At 69.8% G+C, this 20,050-nt stretch carries 18 protein-coding genes; 7 read left to right on the top strand and 11 right to left on the bottom strand.

Translation table 11 applies throughout. The annotated features are described in order from the left end of the window. Nucleotides 1–8: 8 nt before the first annotated feature. The 3 genes from ACIBQ1_RS00300 (at nt 9) to ACIBQ1_RS00290 (ending at nt 2,352) form a co-directional block, all read left to right on the top strand. The gene (locus ACIBQ1_RS00300; RefSeq protein WP_397273745.1) at nt 9–236 is read left to right on the top strand and encodes a hypothetical protein; all 228 of its coding nucleotides are present in this window, start codon (nt 9–11) and stop codon (nt 234–236) included. Then, on the top strand, nt 233–733 hold the full coding sequence (locus ACIBQ1_RS00295; RefSeq protein WP_397273744.1) for a PH domain-containing protein: 501 nt from the start codon (nt 233–235) through the stop codon (nt 731–733). Before ACIBQ1_RS00300 ends, ACIBQ1_RS00295 begins: the two co-directional genes overlap by 4 nt. Nucleotides 734–801: 68 nt before the next feature. Next, a complete protein-coding gene (locus tag ACIBQ1_RS00290) occupies nt 802–2,352 on the top strand; it encodes a PH domain-containing protein (RefSeq protein WP_397273743.1) in 1,551 nt (516 codons plus the stop codon). A gap of 282 nt (nt 2,353–2,634) precedes the next feature. Here ACIBQ1_RS00290 and ACIBQ1_RS00285 read toward each other — a convergent pair whose 3' ends face one another. The 3 genes from ACIBQ1_RS00285 to ACIBQ1_RS00275 all read right to left on the bottom strand — a co-directional run bounded on the left by ACIBQ1_RS00285 (nt 2,635) and on the right by ACIBQ1_RS00275 (nt 7,283). Then, complete coding sequence (locus tag ACIBQ1_RS00285) at nt 2,635–4,197, bottom strand: hypothetical protein (RefSeq protein ID WP_397273742.1); 1,563 nt, start codon at nt 4,195–4,197, stop codon at nt 2,635–2,637. Nucleotides 4,198–4,348: 151 nt separating this feature from the next. Further along, nucleotides 4,349–5,788, bottom strand: coding sequence for a serine/threonine-protein kinase (locus ACIBQ1_RS00280; RefSeq protein WP_397273741.1), 1,440 nt, complete (start codon nt 5,786–5,788; stop codon nt 4,349–4,351). Further along, nucleotides 5,778–7,283: a serine/threonine-protein kinase gene (locus tag ACIBQ1_RS00275; protein WP_397273740.1), complete on the bottom strand. Its 1,506-nt coding sequence runs from the start codon at nt 7,281–7,283 to the stop codon at nt 5,778–5,780. The genes ACIBQ1_RS00280 and ACIBQ1_RS00275 overlap by 11 nt, the downstream gene beginning before the upstream one ends. A gap of 75 nt (nt 7,284–7,358) precedes the next feature. Here ACIBQ1_RS00275 and ACIBQ1_RS00270 point away from each other — a divergent pair, with 75 nt between their 5' ends. Next, the gene (locus ACIBQ1_RS00270; protein WP_397273739.1) at nt 7,359–9,083 is read left to right on the top strand and encodes a DEDD exonuclease domain-containing protein; all 1,725 of its coding nucleotides are present in this window, start codon (nt 7,359–7,361) and stop codon (nt 9,081–9,083) included. A gap of 17 nt (nt 9,084–9,100) precedes the next feature. Beyond that, nucleotides 9,101–9,388 carry an Lrp/AsnC ligand binding domain-containing protein gene (locus ACIBQ1_RS00265; protein WP_355390153.1) on the top strand — a complete coding sequence of 96 codons (288 nt, stop codon included), beginning with the start codon at nt 9,101–9,103 and terminating at the stop codon, nt 9,386–9,388. A 217-nt stretch (nt 9,389–9,605) separates the two neighbouring features. Here the strand turns inward: ACIBQ1_RS00265 and ACIBQ1_RS00260 are convergent, their stop codons facing one another. From ACIBQ1_RS00260 to ACIBQ1_RS00245, 4 genes are read right to left on the bottom strand one after another with little or no spacing between them, the layout of a single operon-like run. Then, the gene (locus ACIBQ1_RS00260; RefSeq protein WP_397273738.1) at nt 9,606–11,264 is read right to left on the bottom strand and encodes a cytochrome bc complex cytochrome b subunit; all 1,659 of its coding nucleotides are present in this window, start codon (nt 11,262–11,264) and stop codon (nt 9,606–9,608) included. Continuing rightward, nucleotides 11,261–12,373: a Rieske 2Fe-2S domain-containing protein gene (locus tag ACIBQ1_RS00255; protein ID WP_397273737.1), complete on the bottom strand. Its 1,113-nt coding sequence runs from the start codon at nt 12,371–12,373 to the stop codon at nt 11,261–11,263. Before ACIBQ1_RS00255 ends, ACIBQ1_RS00260 begins: the two co-directional genes overlap by 4 nt. Then, nucleotides 12,370–13,179, bottom strand: a complete 810-nt coding sequence (locus tag ACIBQ1_RS00250; RefSeq protein WP_397273736.1) for a c-type cytochrome — start codon at nt 13,177–13,179, stop codon at nt 12,370–12,372. The genes ACIBQ1_RS00255 and ACIBQ1_RS00250 overlap by 4 nt, the downstream gene beginning before the upstream one ends. 14 nt (nt 13,180–13,193) lie before the next feature. Beyond that, entirely contained in the window at nt 13,194–13,847 is a 654-nt protein-coding gene (locus ACIBQ1_RS00245; RefSeq protein ID WP_355390165.1) for a heme-copper oxidase subunit III, read from the bottom strand. A gap of 210 nt (nt 13,848–14,057) precedes the next feature. On the opposite strand from ACIBQ1_RS00245, the gene ACIBQ1_RS00240 reads away from it, so the two are divergent. Then, complete coding sequence (locus tag ACIBQ1_RS00240; RefSeq protein ID WP_397274534.1) at nt 14,058–14,456, top strand: hypothetical protein; 399 nt, start codon at nt 14,058–14,060, stop codon at nt 14,454–14,456. A gap of 6 nt (nt 14,457–14,462) precedes the next feature. Beyond that, nucleotides 14,463–15,509, top strand: coding sequence for an anthranilate phosphoribosyltransferase (gene trpD / locus ACIBQ1_RS00235; RefSeq protein WP_397273735.1), 1,047 nt, complete (start codon nt 14,463–14,465; stop codon nt 15,507–15,509). A gap of 144 nt (nt 15,510–15,653) precedes the next feature. Here the strand turns inward: trpD and ACIBQ1_RS00230 are convergent, their stop codons facing one another. From ACIBQ1_RS00230 to ACIBQ1_RS00215, 4 genes are all read right to left on the bottom strand, one after another. After that, nucleotides 15,654–16,856: an Ig-like domain-containing protein gene (locus ACIBQ1_RS00230; protein WP_397273734.1), complete on the bottom strand. Its 1,203-nt coding sequence runs from the start codon at nt 16,854–16,856 to the stop codon at nt 15,654–15,656. A gap of 218 nt (nt 16,857–17,074) precedes the next feature. After that, entirely contained in the window at nt 17,075–17,488 is a 414-nt protein-coding gene (locus ACIBQ1_RS00225; protein WP_355390172.1) for a cytochrome c oxidase subunit 4, read from the bottom strand. Further along, nucleotides 17,488–19,152 (bottom strand): cytochrome c oxidase subunit I, encoded by a 1,665-nt coding sequence (gene ctaD, locus ACIBQ1_RS00220; RefSeq protein ID WP_397273733.1) that lies wholly within the window; start codon nt 19,150–19,152, stop codon nt 17,488–17,490. The genes ACIBQ1_RS00225 and ctaD overlap by 1 nt, the downstream gene beginning before the upstream one ends. After that, nucleotides 19,149–19,811 carry a cytochrome c oxidase subunit II gene (locus ACIBQ1_RS00215; protein WP_397273732.1) on the bottom strand — a complete coding sequence of 221 codons (663 nt, stop codon included), beginning with the start codon at nt 19,809–19,811 and terminating at the stop codon, nt 19,149–19,151. Before ACIBQ1_RS00215 ends, ctaD begins: the two co-directional genes overlap by 4 nt. Between the last annotated feature and the right edge of the window lie 239 nt (nt 19,812–20,050).

Here is a 20,050-nt window from a genome sequence, read left to right as displayed (position 1 = left end):
TTGGGACCATGAGAATGGTGCTGAGGCTGCTCGGCTGGCTGCTGCTCCTACAGGGCGTGGGCGGCCTGGTGAACACCCTGCTCGGCTGGTGGCGGTGGGCGCACGACCTGCTCGTGGTCAACCTGCTGCCGTTCCTGGAGGGATACGAGGTGTTCGCGGCGATCGTGATCGGCGTGCTCGGGTTCGCGCTGCTGGCCGTGGCCGACTCGGGCGAGAACGCGGAGAGCAACAGGTGAACGCGGGCACGCCGACAGGGCTGCGACCACCGCGCAACCAGGCCGATCCGCGGGCGGTCGCCTGGTGGACGGTGCAGGGGCTGATCTTCCTGGTGCCGGTCGCCGTGGCCGCGGTGGCGGCGTACTGGATCTTCAGCTCGCGGCCGGTCTGGCTGGGGGCGTGCGTGGGGCTCTTCGCGGCAGGCTGCGTGGCGCTGGCCGTCGTGGGGCCGCGGGCCACGTACCGGGTGGAGCGCTGGGAGGTCACCGACCAGGCGGTCTACACCCGCAAGGGGTGGCTGACCCACACCTGGCGGGTGGCGCCGATGTCGCGGATCCAGCGGGTCGACACCGCGCGGGGGCCGGTGCAGCGGCTGTTCGGGCTGGCGGACGTGACGGTGACCACGGCCTCTTCCGCGGGGGCCGTCAAGATCGAGGCGCTGGACCACGAGGTGGCGGCCGAGCTGGCCGAACGCCTCACCGCCATCACCCAGGCCACGCCGGGGGACGCGACGTGAACGGCCTGCCCGCGCGGAGCAGCGGGCTGGAGGCCCCTCTCCCGCATGACACCGGGGGAGGCCATCGCGTGGGCGGGGCGGAATCCCAGGACGACTGGCGGCGACTGGCCGGGCGGAGCCTTTGGGCCTCCGCGGTCAAGTCGCTGCCGATCGCCGCCGGCGTGGTGTTCGGGGTCGGGCGTTTCGCGATGGGCGACGGCCGGCCGACCGGCGTGGTCGTGGCGGTCTGCGCGGCGGCCGCGATGCTGGTCGTCGCCGCCGTGCTGGCGTACGACGTGGCCAGGCTCCGTACGACGCGCTGGCGGCTCACCCCGGAACGCCTCGAACTGCGCTCGGGCATCACCGTCCGCCAGCACCGCTCGATCCCGCTCGACCGGGTCCGCAGCGTGAACCTGCGGGCCGATCCCGTGTCGCGGGTGTTCGGCCTGACCGTGGTCAAGGTCGGCACGGGCGAGCACGCGGCCGAAGGGACCGAGCTCGCGCTCGACCCGCTGGCCAGGCACGAGGCCGAGTCGCTGCGCCGCACCCTGCTGCGCCAGGACGAGCGGCCCGCTCCCGGCGACGGGCCGCTGGTGGAGCTGCGCTGGTCGTGGATCAGGTACGCGCCGCTGTCGGTGTGGTCCATCACGGGGGCCGCGGTGGTGCTCGGGGCGCTCTACAAGGCGCTGGGCTGGTTCGGGGCCAAGAGGTTCGCCGCGGAGGCGGCCACCGGCCTCTGGGGCTGGGTGACGGCGCGGCCGCTGGTGGCGGTCCCGCTGATCCTCGCCGCGAACCTGGCCGTCGGCGTCCTGGGCGCCACTCTGCTGTTCGCCGAGTCGTGGGGACGCTACCGGCTCGAACGCGAGCCCGGCCGCCTCCGCCTCCACCGTGGCCTGCTGACCACCCGGTCCCTGACCCTGGAGGAGCGCAGGCTGCGCGGGGTGGAGATCAGCGAGCCGCTGCTGCTGAGGCTGGGCGGCGGGGCCCGCGTCAAGACCATCGCGACGGGGCTCGGGAAGGCGGACGAGCACGAGACCGACGACGCCGCCGCCCTCACCCCGCCCCTCCCCCGCGCCCTGGCCTGGGACCTCGCCACCAAGATCGCCGACACCGGCCGACCTGAGGCGGGCGCGACCGGGCCGGGGACGGGCGCGGCCGGGATGGGGGCCGGCGCGCTCGTCCCCCATCCGGTGGCGGCCAGGCGGAAGCGGATCGTGCGGGCGCTGGTGACGGTGGCCGTGCTGGCCGCGTGCGCCGGCCTGGGGTCCTGGCTGCTGCCGTGGGAGTGGTCGCGGACCGCCGTCTGGGCGATCCCCGCGGTGGCGCTGCCGTTCGGGATCTGGGCGGCCGTGGAGAGCGCCGGGAACCTCGGCCACGCGCTCGGCCGCCGCCATCTCGTCACGAGGCAGGGCGCGGTGGTGCGCAGCACGATCGCGCTCGACCGCCGGGGCGTCTCCGGCTGGACGATCACCGAGTCGTACTTCCAGCGCCGCAACGGCCTGCTGACCGTCTCCGCCGCCACCGCCGCGGGCAAGGGCCACTACGACGTGGTGGACGTGGACCGCGGCGACGGCCTGGAGCTGGCGGCGCGGGCGGTTCCCGGCCTGCTGGAGCCGTTCCTGGTCCGGGAAAAGAAATGAGCCGCGTGATCCCCCTCGGCTTGCCCATGCCCCTGTACTGGACAAACGTGATCGCGCGGCTCAGGTCTTGCAAGACATAACCGTATTTGTCGCGCTTGCAAGTGAGTTGCAGCCCCATTAACCATTGACCGGATGATCCGCCGGGAGGATGATCCCCGCGCGCGACCCGCCGCCGAGGGCCGGCGGCGCAGGTCGGCGCGTGGCAGGGCACGACTCGGACAGGGCACGACTCGGACAGGGCGGGCGGGAGCCGGCTCCCGCGGCCCCTGCCCGCCGGACCGTCTAGCTGCCGGGCTGTTTGGCCAGTTGGGCCATGAACGCCTCGGCCAGGGTGGCCGCCCCGTCCATCGCTTCCTTCTCCGGCATGAACTCGACCTCGGGCGAGTTGGTCGGCTCCTTCTCGGGCCGCTGGTGGCCGGAGAAGTCGATCCTGACGACCACCGTGCCCTTGCGCACCAGCACCGTGCCGGTGGACGCGGAGACCTCGCTGTGCCGGTTCCGGATGAACTGCTGGTACGCCTGGTCGCCCATCCCCTTGAGATCGATGACCTTGCCCCAGGAGATCCTGCCGATGGAGGACTTCTCGAAGTTCTTGTCGCCCCCGCGCTCGCCGGCGTAGTAGCTCTTGGCCGCGGACTCGTCGGCGGCGCCCGCCCGGTTGGTGAACCGGTGCACGGTGATCAGCGCGCTGCGGATCTTCTTGATCCCCTCGCCCGCGCCGGGCACCTCCAGGTTGAGCCAGCGGCACTCGGTCTGCGCGTCGGAGCCGGCCTCGGTGCCGCGCGCCCTGGTGGTGGGCTCGGGCACGAGCCGCGAGGCCACCTCGGTGATCGCCGCGCACTCGCCGGGGAAGGCCGCCAGGACGGTCGGCGAGGGCGTCGCGCTCGCGCTCGGCGAGGACGTCGCGCTCGCGCTCGGCGAGGACGTCGCGCTCTGCGGCTCCTCGGACCGCGACGGCTGGGCCAGCACGTTGGGGTGCTGCGCCTGCCAGGCCGCCATGCCCTTGGCGAAGAACCCGGCCAGGCGGGTCACCTCGCGGATCGCGTTGTCCTCGGTGATCGACTGCGCGGTCTCGTTGCTCAGGATCTCCGCGTCCTTGCGCTGCTGGCCCGCCTGGTACTTGATCTCGATCGTCATGTCGCCGACCCGGGCGTTGGCCTGGCCGTAGGAGTACCACAGCAGCTTGCCGCTGCGGCGCCAGGTGTACTGGGCGTGCGCGGCCTCACCGACGCCCTGGATCTCCTTGATCGGGGAGATGTACTCCTTCTCGTCGGGCTTGTGCGAGGGCTTGGCGGTCGCGGCGTACTTGTCGCCGCTGTAGTCGACCTCGTACGAGTTCTGCGCCATGGCCCTGCCGGTCTTGGCGCCGTCGGCCTTGTGCTGGTCGATCCTGACGTCGATCTCCCTGCTGCGCCAGAACTCGCCGAACGAGATGCGCCGGTTCTCCCATTTGCAGTTGAAGGCGACCGTGTAGTCGCCCTCCCTGGAATCCCTGATGACGGTCGCGTCGGGCACGAGCCGGTCGGCCTCGTCCGCGGGGAGCATGGCGCACGCGTCCAGGCTGACGGGCGCCGAGGAGGCGGCCCCAGACGGCCGCTCGCTCTGCGCCGCGGGCGGCTGGGAAGGGTTGGAGACCTTGCTCACCACGAAGTACGCGCCCACCCCGCCCATCGCGACCAGCACGACGATGGCGGCGGCCAGCGTGGGCAGCAGCCAGGCGGGCCGCCGGGGCGGCGGTGGTGGCGGCATCGGTGGCAGCGTCGGCGGTTGTGTGGGCGGCTCGAAGCGCCTGCCCGGCACCTGGTAAGGGGTGGTGGACGGCTCCCACTCGTTACCGGGGTTCACTGGGACTCCTGGGGTTGCCCTGACTTGCGGGGAAACATGCTAGTCACCCCCCTTGCAAAGTACTTGCAGCACTCGTGCCCATTCTGACAGCGACCCACGTCGGCGGTGCTCACTTCAGCGGGGCCGCTTCGACGGCGCTACTTCGACGGGCTCACTTCGAGAGAGCAGCCGAGACCAGGCGGGCGATGGCGAGGGCCGACTCCTTGTCGGCCGGGGAGCGGGCCGGCACGTTCTCGCGGTGCCAGATCACCTCGCCGAGCACGTTGCTCGTACGGAAGAGCACCGTGCTGTCGGACGAGCCCGTCGCGTCGCTGTTGATGTAGGCCTTGAAGCTGTTCTGGATGATCGCCGACTCCCCGACCCGCGGGACGTCGGTGACCGAGCCGCGGATCTCGCGCATCATGGTGCCCTCCGAGGCGGCGCGGCTGGTCTTCTCGCTGGCGAAGCGGCGCTGCGCCACCTGGGGGCCGCCGAGATCGCCGTTGGGCCGTTCCGCCCAGGCACGGACGACGATGCGGCGGCGGCCGTCCTCCGCGCTGTTGCGCAGGATCCACTGGCACTCGCCCGGCCTGGTGCGCTCGCGCGCCGGCTTGGCCTTCATGATCTCGGCGGCCTGCGCGTCGGTGAGCAGCGTGCAGGGATCGGGCGCCGCGACGAACCTGCCCGTCTCGGGCCCGCCGCCCAGCGCGCCCGCGGCGTACCAGCCGCCCGCGCCCAGCGCCACGGCGGCGGCGAGCACCACGGGCACCAGCCACCGGCGGCGCCTGGGCACGGGAGCGGGCCCGGCCAGGGCACCCAGCGCCTGGCGGACCTGGGCCGCCGTGGGACGGGCCGCCGGGTCCTTGGCGAGCATGGCCATGAGCAGGCCGCCGAAGTCGCGGCCCGCCCTGGCCGGGAACGGCGGCTCGTGCAGCAGCACCGCCGCCGTCACCGCCGCGGGCAGCGCCCGCTCGAACGGCGCGCGCCCCTCCACCGCGGTGTAGAGGCTGGCGCCGAGCGACCACAGGTCGGACGCCGGGCTCGAGGGCTGCTCGTTGAGCCGCTCGGGCGCCATGTAACCGGGCGAGCCCGCGCTGCCGAACCTGCCGCCCTCACCGCCCATCGGCGTCGCGATGCCGAAGTCGGTGAGCATGGCGGAGCCGTCGAAGTCGAGCAGGATGTTCGCGGGCTTGACGTCCTGGTGGAGGATCCCGTGGGCGTGGGCGACGTCCAGCGCCGACAGTACGCGCAGCCCGACCGCGGCCACGAACCCGGGCGCCAGCGGCCCCTGCTCCTTGATCACCTTGTCCAGCGAGCGGCCGGTGACCAGGTCCATGATGATCCACGGCTGCTCGCCCTCCAGGACGACGTCGTGCACCAGCACGATCGCCGGGTCGCGCAGCCGCCCGGCCGACCTGGCCTCGTGGATCGCGACGTCGGCGAACTCGGCCCGCTCGCGCGGGGTGAGCCCCTCCGGCACGCGTACCTGCTTGACCGCGACCTGACGGTCGAGGATCTCGTCGATGGCCCGCCACACCGTGCCGGCACCGCCCTGTCCGAGCCGCTCGATGAGGCGGTAGCGGCCGGCCAGCAGATAGAGGTCATCCGGCATTGCGCAACGCCTGCTCGCTCGTCTGCGCCGCTTTCAGCGCCCGCTGCTTGATCTCCTCGTCGGTGGGCTTGTCCGCGAGGGTGGTGAACTGGACGGTGACCACCAGGTTGGCCAGGCGGTAGAAGATCTGGGAGGTGTGCACGCGGCCCGTGGGGCCCTTCAGCTCGAAGCCGAACGCCTCCTCGCCGAGGCCGGGGATCTCGCGGACCGGGGTACGCGTGGCCCGCTGCGAGGTCTTCGCGCCGATCTCGTCCCAGGTCCAGTCGACCTGGTCGGTCCTCGACCACCAGCGCTTCTGGCCCTGGAAGAGCGCGCCGGCCGTGGCCGGGGTCATCGACCAGGGGTCGACGGTGTCGGAGTCCTTCTGCACCTGCAGGCCCACGCCGGTGCTCGCGAGCGTCCAGCCGCACTTGGGGCCCTCGCCGTCGGCGCTGCGCAGTGCCTTGGGCGGGCTCTGCGTGCGCAGCAGCGCGCCCACCTCCTCCTGGCCGATCAGCGTGCACACGTCCATGGGCACGGTGAACGCGGCCGGCGCCGCGCCCACCCGGTCCCTGAGGACGAGGAAGGCGGCCGCGCCGCCCGCCGCGAGCACGAGGGCCACCGCCGCGGCGATCCAGATCGAGGCCCTGCCGCGCCGCCTGACCCTGGTCGGCGCGGTCACGTCCTGGTGGACCGCCAACTGCGGGGCCTGCCCGCCGGCGGCCACCTGCCTGAGGGCGGGCACGATCGTCCGGGCGTCGGGGCGGGCGGCCGGCTGGTGCGCCATCATGGCCGACAGCAGCGGCCCCAGCGGCCCGGGAGCGTCCGGTACGGGCTCCGTCAGCGTGGCCCGCACCCGCTGGGCCGCCGACCCCTCGTAGGCCGGCGCGCCCGTCAGCGCGACGTAGAGCGTGGCGCCGAGCGACCACACGTCGCTGGCGGGCCCGCCCGGCTCGCCGGACAGCCGCTCGGGCGCGATGAACCCGGGCGAGCCGATCATCAGCCCCTGCTCGGTGAGCGTGGCCTGGCCCTCCTGCCGGGCGATGCCGAAGTCGGTGAGCACCACCCGCCCGCTCTCGGTCAGGAACACGTTGCCCGGCTTGACGTCGCGGTGCTGCATCCCCAGCGCGTGGGCCGCGATCAACGCCTCCAGCACGTCGGCGCCGATCCGCGCGGCATGCACAGCCGGCATGGGCCCGAACTCGCGGACCGTCTCACCCAGCGTGCGGCCCCGCAGCAGCTCCATGACCAGCCAGGGCCGATCCTGCTCGACGACCACGTCGTGCAGGGCCACGATGCCGGGATGGCGCAGCCGCGCCGTGGCCTGCGCCTCGCGCACGGCCCGCTTCACCGAGTCGGAGCGCTCCTTGGGCGACATGCCCTCGGCCAGCGTGAGCTCCTTGACCGCGACCTCGCGGTCAAGCATCTCATCCCTGGCCAGCCAGACCTTCCCCATGCCGCCCGCGCCGAGGGGGCGCAGCAGGGCATAGCGGCCGGCGAGTCTTCCCGAGGACATAAAGGGAAGGGTAACTAAGGATCAAGAGGGATGGTTATTCGTTCCTGTCGGTCCTCCTCTCTATGGTCTTGGAACGTGGACGCGGTTCAAGGCACTCTCGACGAGCTCGGCACTCCGCTGAGCCAGGTCACGTTCGTCGTGTTCGACCTCGAGACGACCGGCGGCGCCCCGTCCGACGACGCCATCACCGAGATCGGCGCGGTCAAGGTGCGGGCGGGCGAGGTGCTCGGCGAGTTCTCGACGCTGGTCGATCCAGGGGGGCCGATCCCGCCGTTCATCTCGGTGCTGACCGGCATCACCGACGCCATGGTCATGGCCGCGCCGCGGATCGAGGCGGTGCTGCCGAGCTTCCTGGAGTTCATCCGCGGGGCCACGCTGGTGGCCCACAACGCCGGCTTCGACACCCGCTTCGTCAAGGCCGCCTGCGCCGCCCACGGCTATCCCCCGCCGGCCAATCCGGTCGTCGACACCGTCGACCTGGCCCGCCGCGTGCTGACCCGCGACGAGGTGCCCAACGCCAAGCTGTCCACGCTGGCCAGGTTCTTCCGCAGCCCCACCGAGCCGTGCCACCGCGCCCTGCAGGACGCCAGAGCCACCGTCGACGTGCTCCATGGGCTGATCGAGCGGGCCGGCTCGTTCCAGGTGCACACGCTGGAGGAGCTCAAGTCGTTCGTCCGGGCCCCCACGCCGGAGCAGCAGCGCAAGCGTCACCTGGCCGAGTCCGTGCCGCACGCCCCCGGGGTCTACTTCTTCGAGGACGAGCGCGGCGAGGTCCTCTACATCGGCAAGAGCACCAACCTGCGCAACCGCGTACGCTCCTACTTCACCGCGAGCGAGACCCGCCCGCGCATCCGCGAGATGATCGGCGTCGCCGAGCGGGTGCGCCACATCGTCTGCTCGACCGCCCTGGAGGCGGAGGTCAGGGAGTTGCGCCTGATCGGCGGCGCCAAGCCGCGCTACAACCGCCGCTCCCGCTTCCCCGAGAAGGTGGTCTGGCTCAAGCTCACCACCGAGGCGTTCCCGCGCCTGTCGATCGTCCGCGAGCTCAAGGACGACGGGGCCACCTATCTCGGCCCGTTCACCAGCGCGCGGCTGGCCGACGAGGCGCGCATCGCCCTGCACGAGGCGGTCCCCCTGCGCCAGTGCACCCAGCCCGTCACGCTGCGCACCCGGCGGGCGGCCTGCGTGCTCCACGAGATGGGCCGCTGCGGCGCGCCCTGCGAGGGCAAGGAGAGCCAGGAGGAATACGCGATCCACGCGGAGAGCGCGCGCCGGGCCATGACGCTCGACGCCTCCCTCGTCTTCAGCGCCGTGTCCGCCCGCATGGAGCGGCTGTCGGTGGAGCAGCGCTACGAGGAGGCCTCGGTCGACCGCGACCGGCTGGCGGCCTTCGTCCGTACGGCGGCCCGCATGCAGCGCCTGAGCGCCATCACGCGCATCCCCCAGGTGGTGGCCGCCAGCCCCGCGTTCGACGGCGGCTGGGACATCCACATCGTCCGGTACGGGCGGCTCGCGGCGGCCGGGGTCATGCAGAAAGGCACCCATCCGACCCCTTTCGTCGCCTCGCTCAAGGCCGCCGCCGAGGCCGTCATCCCGGGCGCCGGCCCGATCCACGCGGCCAGCGCCGAGGAGACCGAGTGCATCCTGCGCTGGCTGGAGTCGCCCGGGGTGCGGCTGGTGGAGGTGGAGGGCGAGTGGAGCCTGCCCGCCTGGGGCGCCGCCCGCCACAAGGCCCGCATCGACCTCGCGTACCGTCACCTTGATCACTCCCGCAATCGGGAGGGGCGACCTTTGAGGTGAAACGATAGAGTTGATGCATGGTCACGGCTATCGTCCACATCAATGCAGAGGTAGACCGGATCCCGGAGGTCGCCGCGACGATCGCCGAGATCCAAGGGGTCAGCGAGGTCTACTCCATCACCGGCGAATACGACCTGCTGGCGATGGTGCGGGTGGCGGCGTACGAGGAGATCGCCGAGGTGGTGCCCGGACGGATCAACAAGGTGGCCGGGGTGCTGCACACGGAGACGCACATCGCCTTCCGCGCCTACTCCAAGCACGACCTGGACGCCGCCTTCTCCATCGGCTTCCCCGAGGCCGACTGACCCGCACGGGGCTGACCCCTCACACAGGCTGGCCGCACGCGCGGAGCCGCACGGGCTGACCGGCGCGCCTTCGAGGCGCGCGTGCGACGCGAGCACCCACGGCGGCACTCCCCTGCCGGGCACACATTGCCCTTCTGGCGTAACCCTTCTGGCCTAAGACGGCGACGGGCCCGGACGAACGTGTCGTCCGGGCCCGTGCCGTGTGTGGCGAAAGGTGTCAGTGCGTGAGGCTGCGGTCGTCGCCACCGGAGCCGATAGCGGCGTGCTCTTCCCCGTGCTCGTGTCCGTGTCCCTCGTCCAGCGGGATCTTCTCCCCGCCGTACGCCTTCGACATGCGGGCGCGCAGCTTGCCGAGCGGACCGCGCATGCCCTTGGGCGGGATGCCCGCGGTGTCCTCGGCCACCGGCAGCATCGCCACCGGCTCCTTGCCGCGCACGTGGGCCTCGATGTCGTCCGCCGGCGGCGTGTGGACCTCGATGAACTCGCCGTGCGGCAGCCGCTTGATGACGCCCGACTCCACGCCGTGCGAGACGACCGCCGCGTCGGAACGCTGCAGGCCGAGGCAGAGGCGGTAGGTGATGATGTACGCCAGCGCCGGCGCGACGAAGATCAGCACCCGGCCGGCGTACGTCGTCCAGTTGAGGCTGATGTGGAAGAACGCCGAGATCTCGTCGTTGGCGCCCAGCAGCCACAGCACGCCGTAGAACGTGATGGCCGACATGCCGATCGAGGTGCGGTGCGGGTTGTTGCGCGGCCGGTCCGCGATGTGGTGCTCGCGGTGGTCGCCCGTCACCCAGCGTTCGAGGAACGGATAGAGCGCCAGGCCCGTCATGATGATGCCCATCGGCACCAGCGCCGGGATGATCACGCTCAGCGGCAGGGTGCCGGCGTGGGCGGTGCCGAAGAGGTTGATCTCCCACGGCACCATGATGCGCAGCGCGCCCTCCAGGAAGCCCATGTAGAAGTCGGGCTGCGAACCCGCGGACACGTCGGCGGGCGTGTAGGGGCCGAACAGCCAGATCGGGTTGATCTGGGTGAACGTCGCCAGGCCCGCCACCGTGGCCAGCGTGAACAGGAAGTACGCGCCCGCCTTCGCCATGAAGGCCGGGTAGAACGGCGCGCCCACCACGTTGTGGTTGTTGCGCGCCTTGCCCGGCATCTGCGTGTGCTTCTGCACCCACATGAGGACCATGTGAGCCGAGATCAGCGCCAGCAGGATGCCCGGGATGAGCAGGATGTGCAGCGAGTAGAACCGGGCGACGACATCCTCACCCGGATATTCCCCGCCGAACAGGAAGAACGTGATGTACGTGCCGACCAGCGGCAGCGAGATCGCCACGCCCTCGGTGATCCGCAGACCGGCGCCGGAGAGCAGGTCGTCGGGGAGCGAGTAGCCGGTCAGGCCCTCGGCCAGCGCCAGCGTCAGCAGCAGCACGCCGATGATCCAGTTGATCTCGCGCGGCTTGCGGTAGGCGCCCGTGAAGAACACCCGCAGCATGTGGACCATCATGCCGGCCACGAACATCAGGGCCGCCCAGTGGTGCATCTGCCGCATCAGCAGACCACCCCGGACGTCGAAGCTGATCTCCAGCGACGACGCGTAGGCCTCCGACATCATGACGCCCTTGAGCGGCGCGTACGAGCCGTCGTAGGCGACCTCCATCATGCTCGGCTTGAACCAGAACGTCAGGAACGTACCGGTCAGCAGCAGGATGACGAACGAGTAGAGCGCGATCTCGCCCAGCAGGAACGACCAGTGGTCCGGGAAGATCTTGCGCAGGTTGCGCTTGAGGAAATTGGCCCCGCCGATGCGGTCGTCGAGGAAGGTCGACGGACCGGCGACGGCCTTGGGCACGGCGTTCAGCTCGGTGCTCATGCCTGGCCTCCCTTCTCCCTGGCCGCGCGCTCGGCGTCACCGCGTTCCCAGTAGCTCGGGCCGACGGGCACCTCGAAGTCGCCCTGGGCGATGAGGTAACCCTCGGCGTCGACCGTGATCGGCAACTGCGGCAGCGGCCGGGCGGCCGGGCCGAAGATGACCTTGGCGCCGTCGGCCGCGTCGAACGTCGACTGGTGGCAGGGGCAGAGGATGTGGTGGGTGTTCTGCTCGTACAGGGCCGCCGGGCAGCCCACGTGGGTGCAGATCTTGGAGTACGCCACGATGCCGTCGTACGTCCAGTTCTGCCTGACGCCGCTCTTGATCTCCTCCGGGCGGAACTTGATCAGGATCAGCGTGGCCTTGGCGAGGGCGTTGAGGTCGTGCTGGAAGCCCTCGGGGACCACCGACAGGATGCCGCCGGGCGAGTTGAAGTCGGCGGCCCGGATCGGCTGACCGGTGCCCTCGACGACGAGCCTGAGCGGCTTGCCCTCCTTGGTCTTCTCGCCCCAGACCGTGTGGCGCAGCACCTTGTTGAACTGCGCGCCCGCCATCTTGCTGTTGTCGAGGTCGCGCAGCAGCACCACCGGCACGAGGCCGAGAGGCGCGGCGGCCAGCAGCAGCGTGCGGCGCAGCAGCTTGCGCTTGACGAAGCCGCTCTCGTTGGCGCCCTGGACGAACGTGTCGGCGACGACCTCGCGGGACTCCTCGTCGGAGGCCATCGGGTGGCGCTCCTGGACCAGGGAGTACTTCGGCATGATCATGCGTACCCAGATCACGATGCCGATCGCCAGTCCCAGGATCGCCACGGTCAGCGAGGTGCCCAGCGCGAAGTTGGACACTCCGGTCGCCTCGGGGCTGCCGACCTGGAAGACCACGTAGGAGATGATGAACGCGATCGAGGCCAGGAAGGTGATCGTGAAGCAGAGCGCCACGATCTTCTCGGCCTTGCGGGCCTTCGACTCGTCAGGCAGCGTGACGCCGGGGACGTCCTTCTCGACGTCCGTCGCCTCCGCGGTGCCCAGCATCGAGGTGCCCGGCGCGGGGGTGCCGATGACGCGCTTGGGAACGCGCTCATCGGGCTGTTCGATCTCGTGCTCGTTGTCTGTCATGACTTCTGTCGCTTCTTCGCGGTGATCCAGATGGCGGCGAGTGCGAGGACGCTGAGGCCCGCGATCCACGCTACGAGACCTTCGGTCACCGGGCCAATGCGCCCGAGGCCGAAACCTCCCGGGTCCTTCTGCGCGCGGACCTGCGTGATGTACGCGATCATGCTGCGCTTCTCTTCAGGCGTGATCGTCGTGTCGTTGAAGACCGGCATCGCCTGCGGGCCGGTGACCATCGCCTCGTAGATCTGGGTGGGGGTCGCCGAGTTGAGGTTGGGGGCGTACTTGCCCTGCGTCAGGGCGCCACCGGCGCCGACCCAGTTGTGACACTGGATGCAGTTGGCGCGGAACAGCTCGCCGCCCTTGCCGGCGTCGCCGAGCTTGGCGTCGACCTGCTCCTGGCCCGGGACCTGCGGGCCGCCGCCGAGCGACTGCACGTAGGCGCCGATCTGCCTGATCGCCGTCTCGTCGACCCACGGCGCCAGCGGCTTGCGCGGCGCCTGCGGACCCGGGTTGGCGGCGGGCATGCGGCCGGTGCCCATCTGGAAGTCGACCGCCGCGGCGCCGACGCCGACGAGCGTGGGCGCCGTCTTGGTGCCCTCCGCGTTCATGCCGTGGCAGCTGGAGCAGTGCTTGACGAACAGGCTCCTGCCCTCGGCCACGTCATCGACCTTGCCTGCCGCCAGTGCCGCGTCGGCAGGCTTACCCGCCTGGACAAAGGCGGCGTATACCATCCCGACCAGCGCCAACGCCAAAATCAGGACGGCATATCTCGCGAGGGGATGCCGCCGCCAAGCGGTGATCCTAGTCACAGAGATCCCGTTCCTTAACGAATGATGTAGATGGTCGCGAAAAGACCAATCCAGACGACATCTACGAAGTGCCAGTAGTAGGACACGACGATCGCGCTGGTGGCCTGCTCATGCGTGAAGCGCTTCGCGGCGTACGTGCGTCCCAGCATGAACAGGAACGCGAATAGGCCACCGGTCACGTGCAGGCCGTGGAAGCCCGTCGTCAGGTAGAACACCGAGGTGTAGGCGTTGGCGGACAAGGTCGCGCCCTCTGAAGCCAGCTCAGCGTACTCGTACAGCTGCCCGGCCACGAAGACCGCGCCCATGAGGAAGCTGACGATGTACCAGAAGCGGAGCTTGCCGACCTGCCCCTTCTCCGCGGCCCACACGCCCAGCTGGCACGTCACACTCGACAGAACCAGGATGATCGTGTTGGCCGTCGCGAACGGGATGTTCAGGTGAGCGCCCTCAGCGGCCTCCAGGCCCACTTTGTGCAGTGCTGGGCCCCATTCGAAGCCGTTGCCCTCGCTCACCGACCGGATGGTGAAGTACATCGCGAACAGCGCCGCGAAGAACATGAGCTCAGAGGACAGCCAGACGATCGTCCCGACACTGACCAGATTGGGTCTGCGGTACGACTGTGCTGTCGTCGTCGAAGTTATTGCGGATGCTGTCGCCACGGGCAGCATTATTGCGGCTTCGGTGGTCGGTCCCGCGCACGACCCCCCGGTTAGCAGGTACAAACCGGGAGGCAACCTGGGATAATCACCTCAAAACCCCCTGTCAGGCATGGTGGCCTGGGAATGCACACCGGCGCACCGGTACGATCCGAGGTGACCATACAGCTACAAGCGATAGCGAGCGCGACAGTGACGTCCACTGGGAGCACCGACGACACGATGAGGGTCCTCGTCTACAGCGACGACGCCGCCACCAGGGCCGAGGTGATCCAGGCCATCGGGAGGCGCCCCGCCGCCGACGTACCTTTCGTGGAGATCGTGGAATGCGCCACGGAGCCCAAGGTCCACCAGTGGCTGGGTTCGGGCGAGATCGACGTGGCCGTCCTCGACGGCGAGACGCAGCCCGCGGGCGGTATGGGCGTCTCCCGCCAGGCCAAGGACGAGGTCTACGACTGCCCGCCCATCTGCCTGATCATCGCCAGGCGCGACGACCGCTGGCTGGCCGACTGGTCCAAGGCCGACGCCGTCGTGCCGCAGCCGCTGGAGCCCCTGGTCCTGGCCGACACCGTGGCCGACCTCATGCGCCGCCGCTCCTCGACCCGACTCAACGCTAAGTAGGTGCCCATGGACTCCCGGACGACCTGGCCCACCCTGCTGTCCGCTCTCCTGTCCGGAGAGCACCTCACCTCTGACGAGTCGGCCTGGGCGATGCGGGAGATCATGTCCGGCGCCGCGACGCCGTCCCAGATCGCCGGCTTCGTGATCGCGCTGCGCGCCAAGGGCGAGACGGTGGCCGAGGTCGTGGGCCTGGCCCGCACGATGCTGGAGCTGGCCACGCCGCTGAGCGTGGAGGGGCCCGTGGTCGACGTCGTCGGCACGGGAGGCGACCGCGCCCACACCGTCAACGTCTCGACGATGGCGGCCATCGTGACCGCCGCCGCGGGCGCCCGGGTCGTCAAGCACGGCAACCGCGCCGCCTCCTCCTCCTGCGGCGCCGCCGACGTCCTGGAGCACCTGGGCATCCGGCTCGACCTCACGCCGGAGCAGACGGCGCGGGTGGCCGTGGAGGCGGGCATCGCGTTCTGCTTCGCCCCGGTTTACCACCCCGCGCTGCGCTTCGCCGGGCCGACGCGCAAGGAGATCGGCGTACCCACGATCTTCAACTTCCTCGGCCCCCTCACCAACCCCGCCCGCCCGTCCGCCCAGGCCATCGGCGTCTTCGACGCCAAGATGCTGCCCGTGCTGGCCGGCGTCTTCGCCGAGCGCGGCGTGCACGCGCTGGTCTTCCGGGGCGACGACGGGCTCGACGAGCTGACCATCGCGGACACCTCGACGGTCTGGGTGGTCAAGGAGGGCACGGCCACGCAGACGACGTTCGACCCGTCCGTGCTCGGCATCCCGCGCGCCGACGTCGGCGCGCTGCGGGGCGGCGACGTCGCGTTCAACGCCCAGGCCGTGCGCGACCTGCTGCAGGGGAAGACGGGGCCGGTGCGCGACGCCGTCCTGCTGAACGCCGCCGCGGCCCTGGTGGCCCTCGACGGGCCGGGCGACGACCTCGACGCCGCCATGACGGGCGGCTACGCCCGCGCGGTCCAGGCCGTCGACTCCGGCGCGGCCGCCGCCACCCTCGACCGCTGGATCGAGGTCAGCGCCTCCGTCAACGGGGCCTGACCGCCTTTCTTCGAGCGCGCCCCCCGGCCGGGGCGCGCTTTTCTCTTTCCGTACGCCCGGCGCCGGGGCCAGGGTGCCGGGCTCGGGCGACGCCGCGGGGCGGGAGGCGGTGGGTGGAGCTGTGGCCGGTGGTGCGAATCGGTATCAGAACGTGATCGTCGGCCCGTCCTTCAGCACGCTCCACTTGAGCCACTCCTTCCAGCTCTCCTGCCAGTGACCCCACCCGTTCGTGGGTTCGAGCTTCCGCGGCGAGCCCGTGATGATGATCGGATCCCCGATCAGCGTGTTCTTGAGGAACCAGATGGCGTTCGCCGGGCTGATGTTCACGCACCCGTGGCTGACGTTCGAGTTCCCCTGCGAGCCCACCGACCAGGGCGCGCTGTGCACGTACTCGCCGCTGTTGGAGATGCGGACGGTGTTGTAGACCATCAGGCTGTAGTAGCCCGACTGGCCGGGCCCGATCCCTGGCGAGGTCATGAGGGTGGCGTCCTCGCGCGACATCGCCAGGTGGATCCCGGAGGTGGTGTAGTACTTCCACACCCCGCCCTGGCCCGCGCTCATCGGCATCTCGCGGATCTTCTTGCCGTCGCGCCGGACGTGCAGGACGTGCTCGTTCGTGCTGCCCTTGGTGATCTGCTCGCGGCCGATCCTGAAGTCGAGCCGTACGTCGCGCTTGCCGTACATGCCGGGGCCCCCGCGCACGCCGGCCAGCTTCGCCTCCAGCCGGACCTTCGTGTGCGCGGGCCAGTACTTCAGCGGCCGGAAGTCCACGTGGCTGTCGTCGAACCAGTGCCAGGCGCCCTCCACGGGCCTGGAACTGCGGACCGTGAGGTTGCGTTCGACGGCCACCCGGTCGGCGATCGGCTTGTCGAAGGCGATCATGATGGGCATCCCGACGCCGACCGTCAGCCCCGTGTCGTCCTTGTTCGGGGTGACGGTCTGGATGTCGAACGTCTTGTTGCCCTTGACCGTCGAGAACGTGCTGGTGGTCTGGGTCTGCTTGCCCGTGGCGTCGGCGAGGACGGCGGTGACCGTGTAGCTCGTGCCGGGGCGGGAGGTGACGGTGCTGCGCCAGTTGGTGCCGTCGGCGCTCAGGACGCCCCTGAGGGCGCCGGACCTGCCCCCGTCCACCCGTACGCTCTTGAGCGTGCCCCCCTGGGCCGAAACGACCACAGGCTGGTCTGTGGAGATGTTCGCGGACTTGTCCTGCGGAGAGAACGTCACAGAGGGCGCCGGGGCCCCGCCGGCCATGGCGACCCCCTCAGGCTTCGGGGCCGCACCCCCCGAGCACGCCGCCAGCAGCGCCAGCGCCAGCAGGCCGGCCGATCCATTCGCTACGCGCCCCACCTATGACTCCCTCGTCCGACATCGAACCGCTTGACCGCCTCCGCCTGCTCCCCGGCCCACCGCCCCGGTGTGTCCGAAAAGGGCTTTAGCGGCGGTCCGCATAGCAGACTTCTCATTACTACCCTCAGTGATCGAATAACCACATCGGATCACCGTTAAAGAACACAAAAAAACGGGCGTCCCCCCTCAAGGGAGACGCCCGTTCGGGCAGCTCAGGCTCAGTGCGAGAAGTTGCCCCGGTAGTACTGGAACACGAAGCCGATCATGGCCATGATGACCAGGAACAGCCCGATCAGGAACATCCAGAAGCCGATCACGAACCCGGCGAAGGCGAAGGCCGCCGCCAGGCACAGGAACAGCGGCCACCAGCTGCTCGGGCTGAAGAACCCGATCTCGCCCGCGCCGTCGCTGATGTCGGCCTGCTTGTTGTCCTCCGGCTGCGCGCCGATGCGCCGCGCGGTGAACATCAGGTAGTAGCCGACCATGAACGCGAACCCGACCGAGATCGCCATGGCCGTCGTGCCGACAGGCTCACCGTGGCCCATGGCCGCCTTGGTCCAGAACCAGTAGGCGACGTCTACGCCGGCGAAGAACAGGCCGCACGCGAGGAACAGCCAACCCTGGACTTTCATCAGGCCTCGACCTCCGTCGCCGACTGCTTGGCGGACACGTGCGGGTAGTGCAGGTCGAACGCGGGGCGCTCGGACCGGATGCGCGGCAGCGAGGTGAAGTTGTGCCGCGGCGGCGGGCAGGAGGTCGCCCATTCGAGCGAGCCGCCGTAGCCCCACGGGTCGTCGACGGTGACCTTCGGCGCGCTGCGCCAGGTCTTCCAGACGTTGTAGAAGAACGGCAGCGTCGAGGCGCCCAGCACGAACGCGCCCACCGACGAGAGCAGGTTGAGGTCGGTGAAGCCGTCGGCCGCGCTGTAGTCGGCGTAACGGCGCGGGAAGCCGAGCATGCCCAGCCAGTGCTGGATGAGGAACGTCGTGTGGAAGCCGATGAACAGCAGCCAGAAGTGCAGCTTGCCGAGCTTGTCGTCGAGCATCTTGCCGGTGAACTTGGGCCACCAGAAGTAGAAGCCCGCGAACATGGCGAACACCACAGTGCCGAAGACCACGTAGTGGAAGTGGGCGACGACGAAATAGGTGTCGCTGAGGGGGAAGTCGAGCGGCGGCGAGGCCAGGATGACGCCCGTCAGGCCGCCCAGAAGGAAGGTGACGAGGAAGCCGACCGAGAACAGCATCGGCGACTCGAAGGACAGATGCCCTCGCCACATCGTTCCGACCCAGTTGAAGAACTTCACGCCTGTCGGCACCGCGATGAGGAACGTCATGAACGAGAAGAACGGCAGCAGCACCTGCCCGGTCGGGAACATGTGGTGCGCCCAGACCGTGATGGACAGGCCGGCGATCGAGATCGTCGCGACCACGAGGCTGATGTAGCCGAAGACCGGCTTGCGGCTGAAGACCGGCAGGATCTCGCTCACGATGCCGAAGAACGGCAGCGCGATGATGTAGACCTCAGGATGGCCGAAGAACCAGAACAGGTGCTGCCAGAGCAGCGCGCCGCCGTTGTCGGAGGCGAAGACGTGCGTGCCGAGCTTGCGGTCCGACTCCAGCACCAGCAGCGCGGCGGCCAGCACCGGGAAGGCCATCAGCACGAGCATGCTGGTCAGCAGGACGTTCCAGACGAAGATCGGCATGCGGAACATGGTCATGCCGGGCGCGCGCATGCAGATGATCGTGGTGATGAAGTTCACCGAGCCGAGGATCGTGCCGAGACCGGACAGGGCCAGGCCCATGATCCACAGGTCGCTGCCGATGCCGGGCGAGTTGATCGCGTTGGACAGCGGCGTGTAGGCGAACCAGCCGAACGAGGCCGCGCCGCCCGGCGTGAAGAAGCCGGACACGGCGATGAGGCTGCCGAACAGGTAGAGCCAGTAGCTGACCATGTTGAGGCGCGGGAACGCCACGTCGGGGGCGCCGATCTGCAGCGGCATCAGCTCGTTGGCGAAGCCGGCGAACAGCGGCGTCGCGAACATCAGCAGCATGATCGTGCCGTGCATGGTGAACAGCTGGTTGAACTGCTCGTTGCTGGTGAACTGCATGCCCGGCTGCGCCAGCTCGGCCCGCATGACCAGCGCCATGACGCCGCCGATCAGGAAGAAGGCGAAGGACGTGATCAGATAGAGGTGCCCGATGATCTTGTGATCAGTGGAGGACAGCCACTTGGCGATCACCTGGCCCTTGGTGACGGGCCTGGCCGGCGCGCGAAGGGGTTCATGAATGGCGGTCACTGGGCACTCCCAGCCTGGTGGGTCGCGATGTACTGGTCGAACTCTGCCTGCGGGACGAGCTTCACCGAGAACAGCATGCGGCTGTGGTCGACACCGCAGAGCTCAGCGCACCGGCCCGCGAAGATGCCCGTGCGATCCAGCGTCGTGATCTGGAACTTGCGGCCCGGGCTGTCCGGCTTGATGCCGGGGATGACGTCCCGCTTGAACAGGAACTCCGGCACCCAGAACGAGTGGATGACGTCGTCGGTCGACAGGTCGAACTCGATCTTCGTCTTCGTCGGCAGGACCAGCTGGGGGCCCTGGTTGTAGTTGCTCACCGGCACGCCGGCCACGGGGGCCAGCGTCTTGCCGTTGACCGTCGTGGTGAAGCGCCAGCTCCACTGGAAGGCCTCGACCTTGACCTTGACGGTCGCGTCGCCGTCCACCTTGGAGAGCGTCTGGCTGTCACGCGCGGTGAAGAAGAAGAACACCGACACCATGACCAGCGGGATCAAGGTGTAAAGCATCTCGATCGGCAGGTTGTAGCGAACCTGCGGAGGGAGATCGGCCTTGGAACCGCGCTTGCGGTGGAAGATGGCCGCCCACACGATCAGGACGATGACGACTGCGCCCGTGGCGAGCGCGGCGATCCAGGCCCCGTTCCACAGACTCTGGACCACATCGCCCTGTTCGGTGACATGGTCGGGAAGAAGGCCGCGAGACCAGTCGGCCTTCGGAACGTCATTAGCACACGCCGTAGCAGTGGCCAGCAGCAACGCCAAAGCGGCGGCGCGCGGCACCCTGCGCCGGGCCAACGAACGCCGCGTCGTACGGCGAGTCGGACTCACGGATCGCCTACCCCACAGATGAAGCCCAAGAGTATTTCTCTTGGGCGCTCGTATTTCCAGATGCACAGCTG

It is taken from the genome of Nonomuraea sp. NPDC050153 (genome assembly GCF_044460125.1).
Taxonomy (GTDB): Bacteria; Actinomycetota; Actinomycetes; order Streptosporangiales; family Streptosporangiaceae; genus Nonomuraea.
The sequence above is the reverse complement of the archived record's forward strand: the minus strand, read 5'-3'. Positions and strand labels throughout refer to the sequence as shown.

What these genes read in the sequence shown, in the direction of transcription:
- trpD (WP_397273735.1), top strand. Translation starts at nt 14,463, where the DNA reads ATGGACTCCCGGACGACCTGGCCCACCCTGCTGTCCGCTCTCCTGTCC.
- ACIBQ1_RS00280 (WP_397273741.1), bottom strand. Translation starts at nt 5,788, where the DNA reads ATGCCGGATGACCTCTATCTGCTGGCCGGCCGCTACCGCCTCATCGAG.
- ACIBQ1_RS00255 (WP_397273737.1), bottom strand. Translation starts at nt 12,373, where the DNA reads ATGACAGACAACGAGCACGAGATCGAACAGCCCGATGAGCGCGTTCCC.
- ACIBQ1_RS00265 (WP_355390153.1), top strand. Translation starts at nt 9,101, where the DNA reads ATGGTCACGGCTATCGTCCACATCAATGCAGAGGTAGACCGGATCCCG.
- ACIBQ1_RS00245 (WP_355390165.1), bottom strand. Translation starts at nt 13,847, where the DNA reads ATGCTGCCCGTGGCGACAGCATCCGCAATAACTTCGACGACGACAGCA.
- ACIBQ1_RS00260 (WP_397273738.1), bottom strand. Translation starts at nt 11,264, where the DNA reads ATGAGCACCGAGCTGAACGCCGTGCCCAAGGCCGTCGCCGGTCCGTCG.
- ACIBQ1_RS00300 (WP_397273745.1), top strand. Translation starts at nt 9, where the DNA reads ATGAGAATGGTGCTGAGGCTGCTCGGCTGGCTGCTGCTCCTACAGGGC.
- ACIBQ1_RS00275 (WP_397273740.1), bottom strand. Translation starts at nt 7,283, where the DNA reads ATGTCCTCGGGAAGACTCGCCGGCCGCTATGCCCTGCTGCGCCCCCTC.
- ACIBQ1_RS00225 (WP_355390172.1), bottom strand. Translation starts at nt 17,488, where the DNA reads ATGAAAGTCCAGGGTTGGCTGTTCCTCGCGTGCGGCCTGTTCTTCGCC.
- ACIBQ1_RS00240 (WP_397274534.1), top strand. Translation starts at nt 14,058, where the DNA reads ATGAGGGTCCTCGTCTACAGCGACGACGCCGCCACCAGGGCCGAGGTG.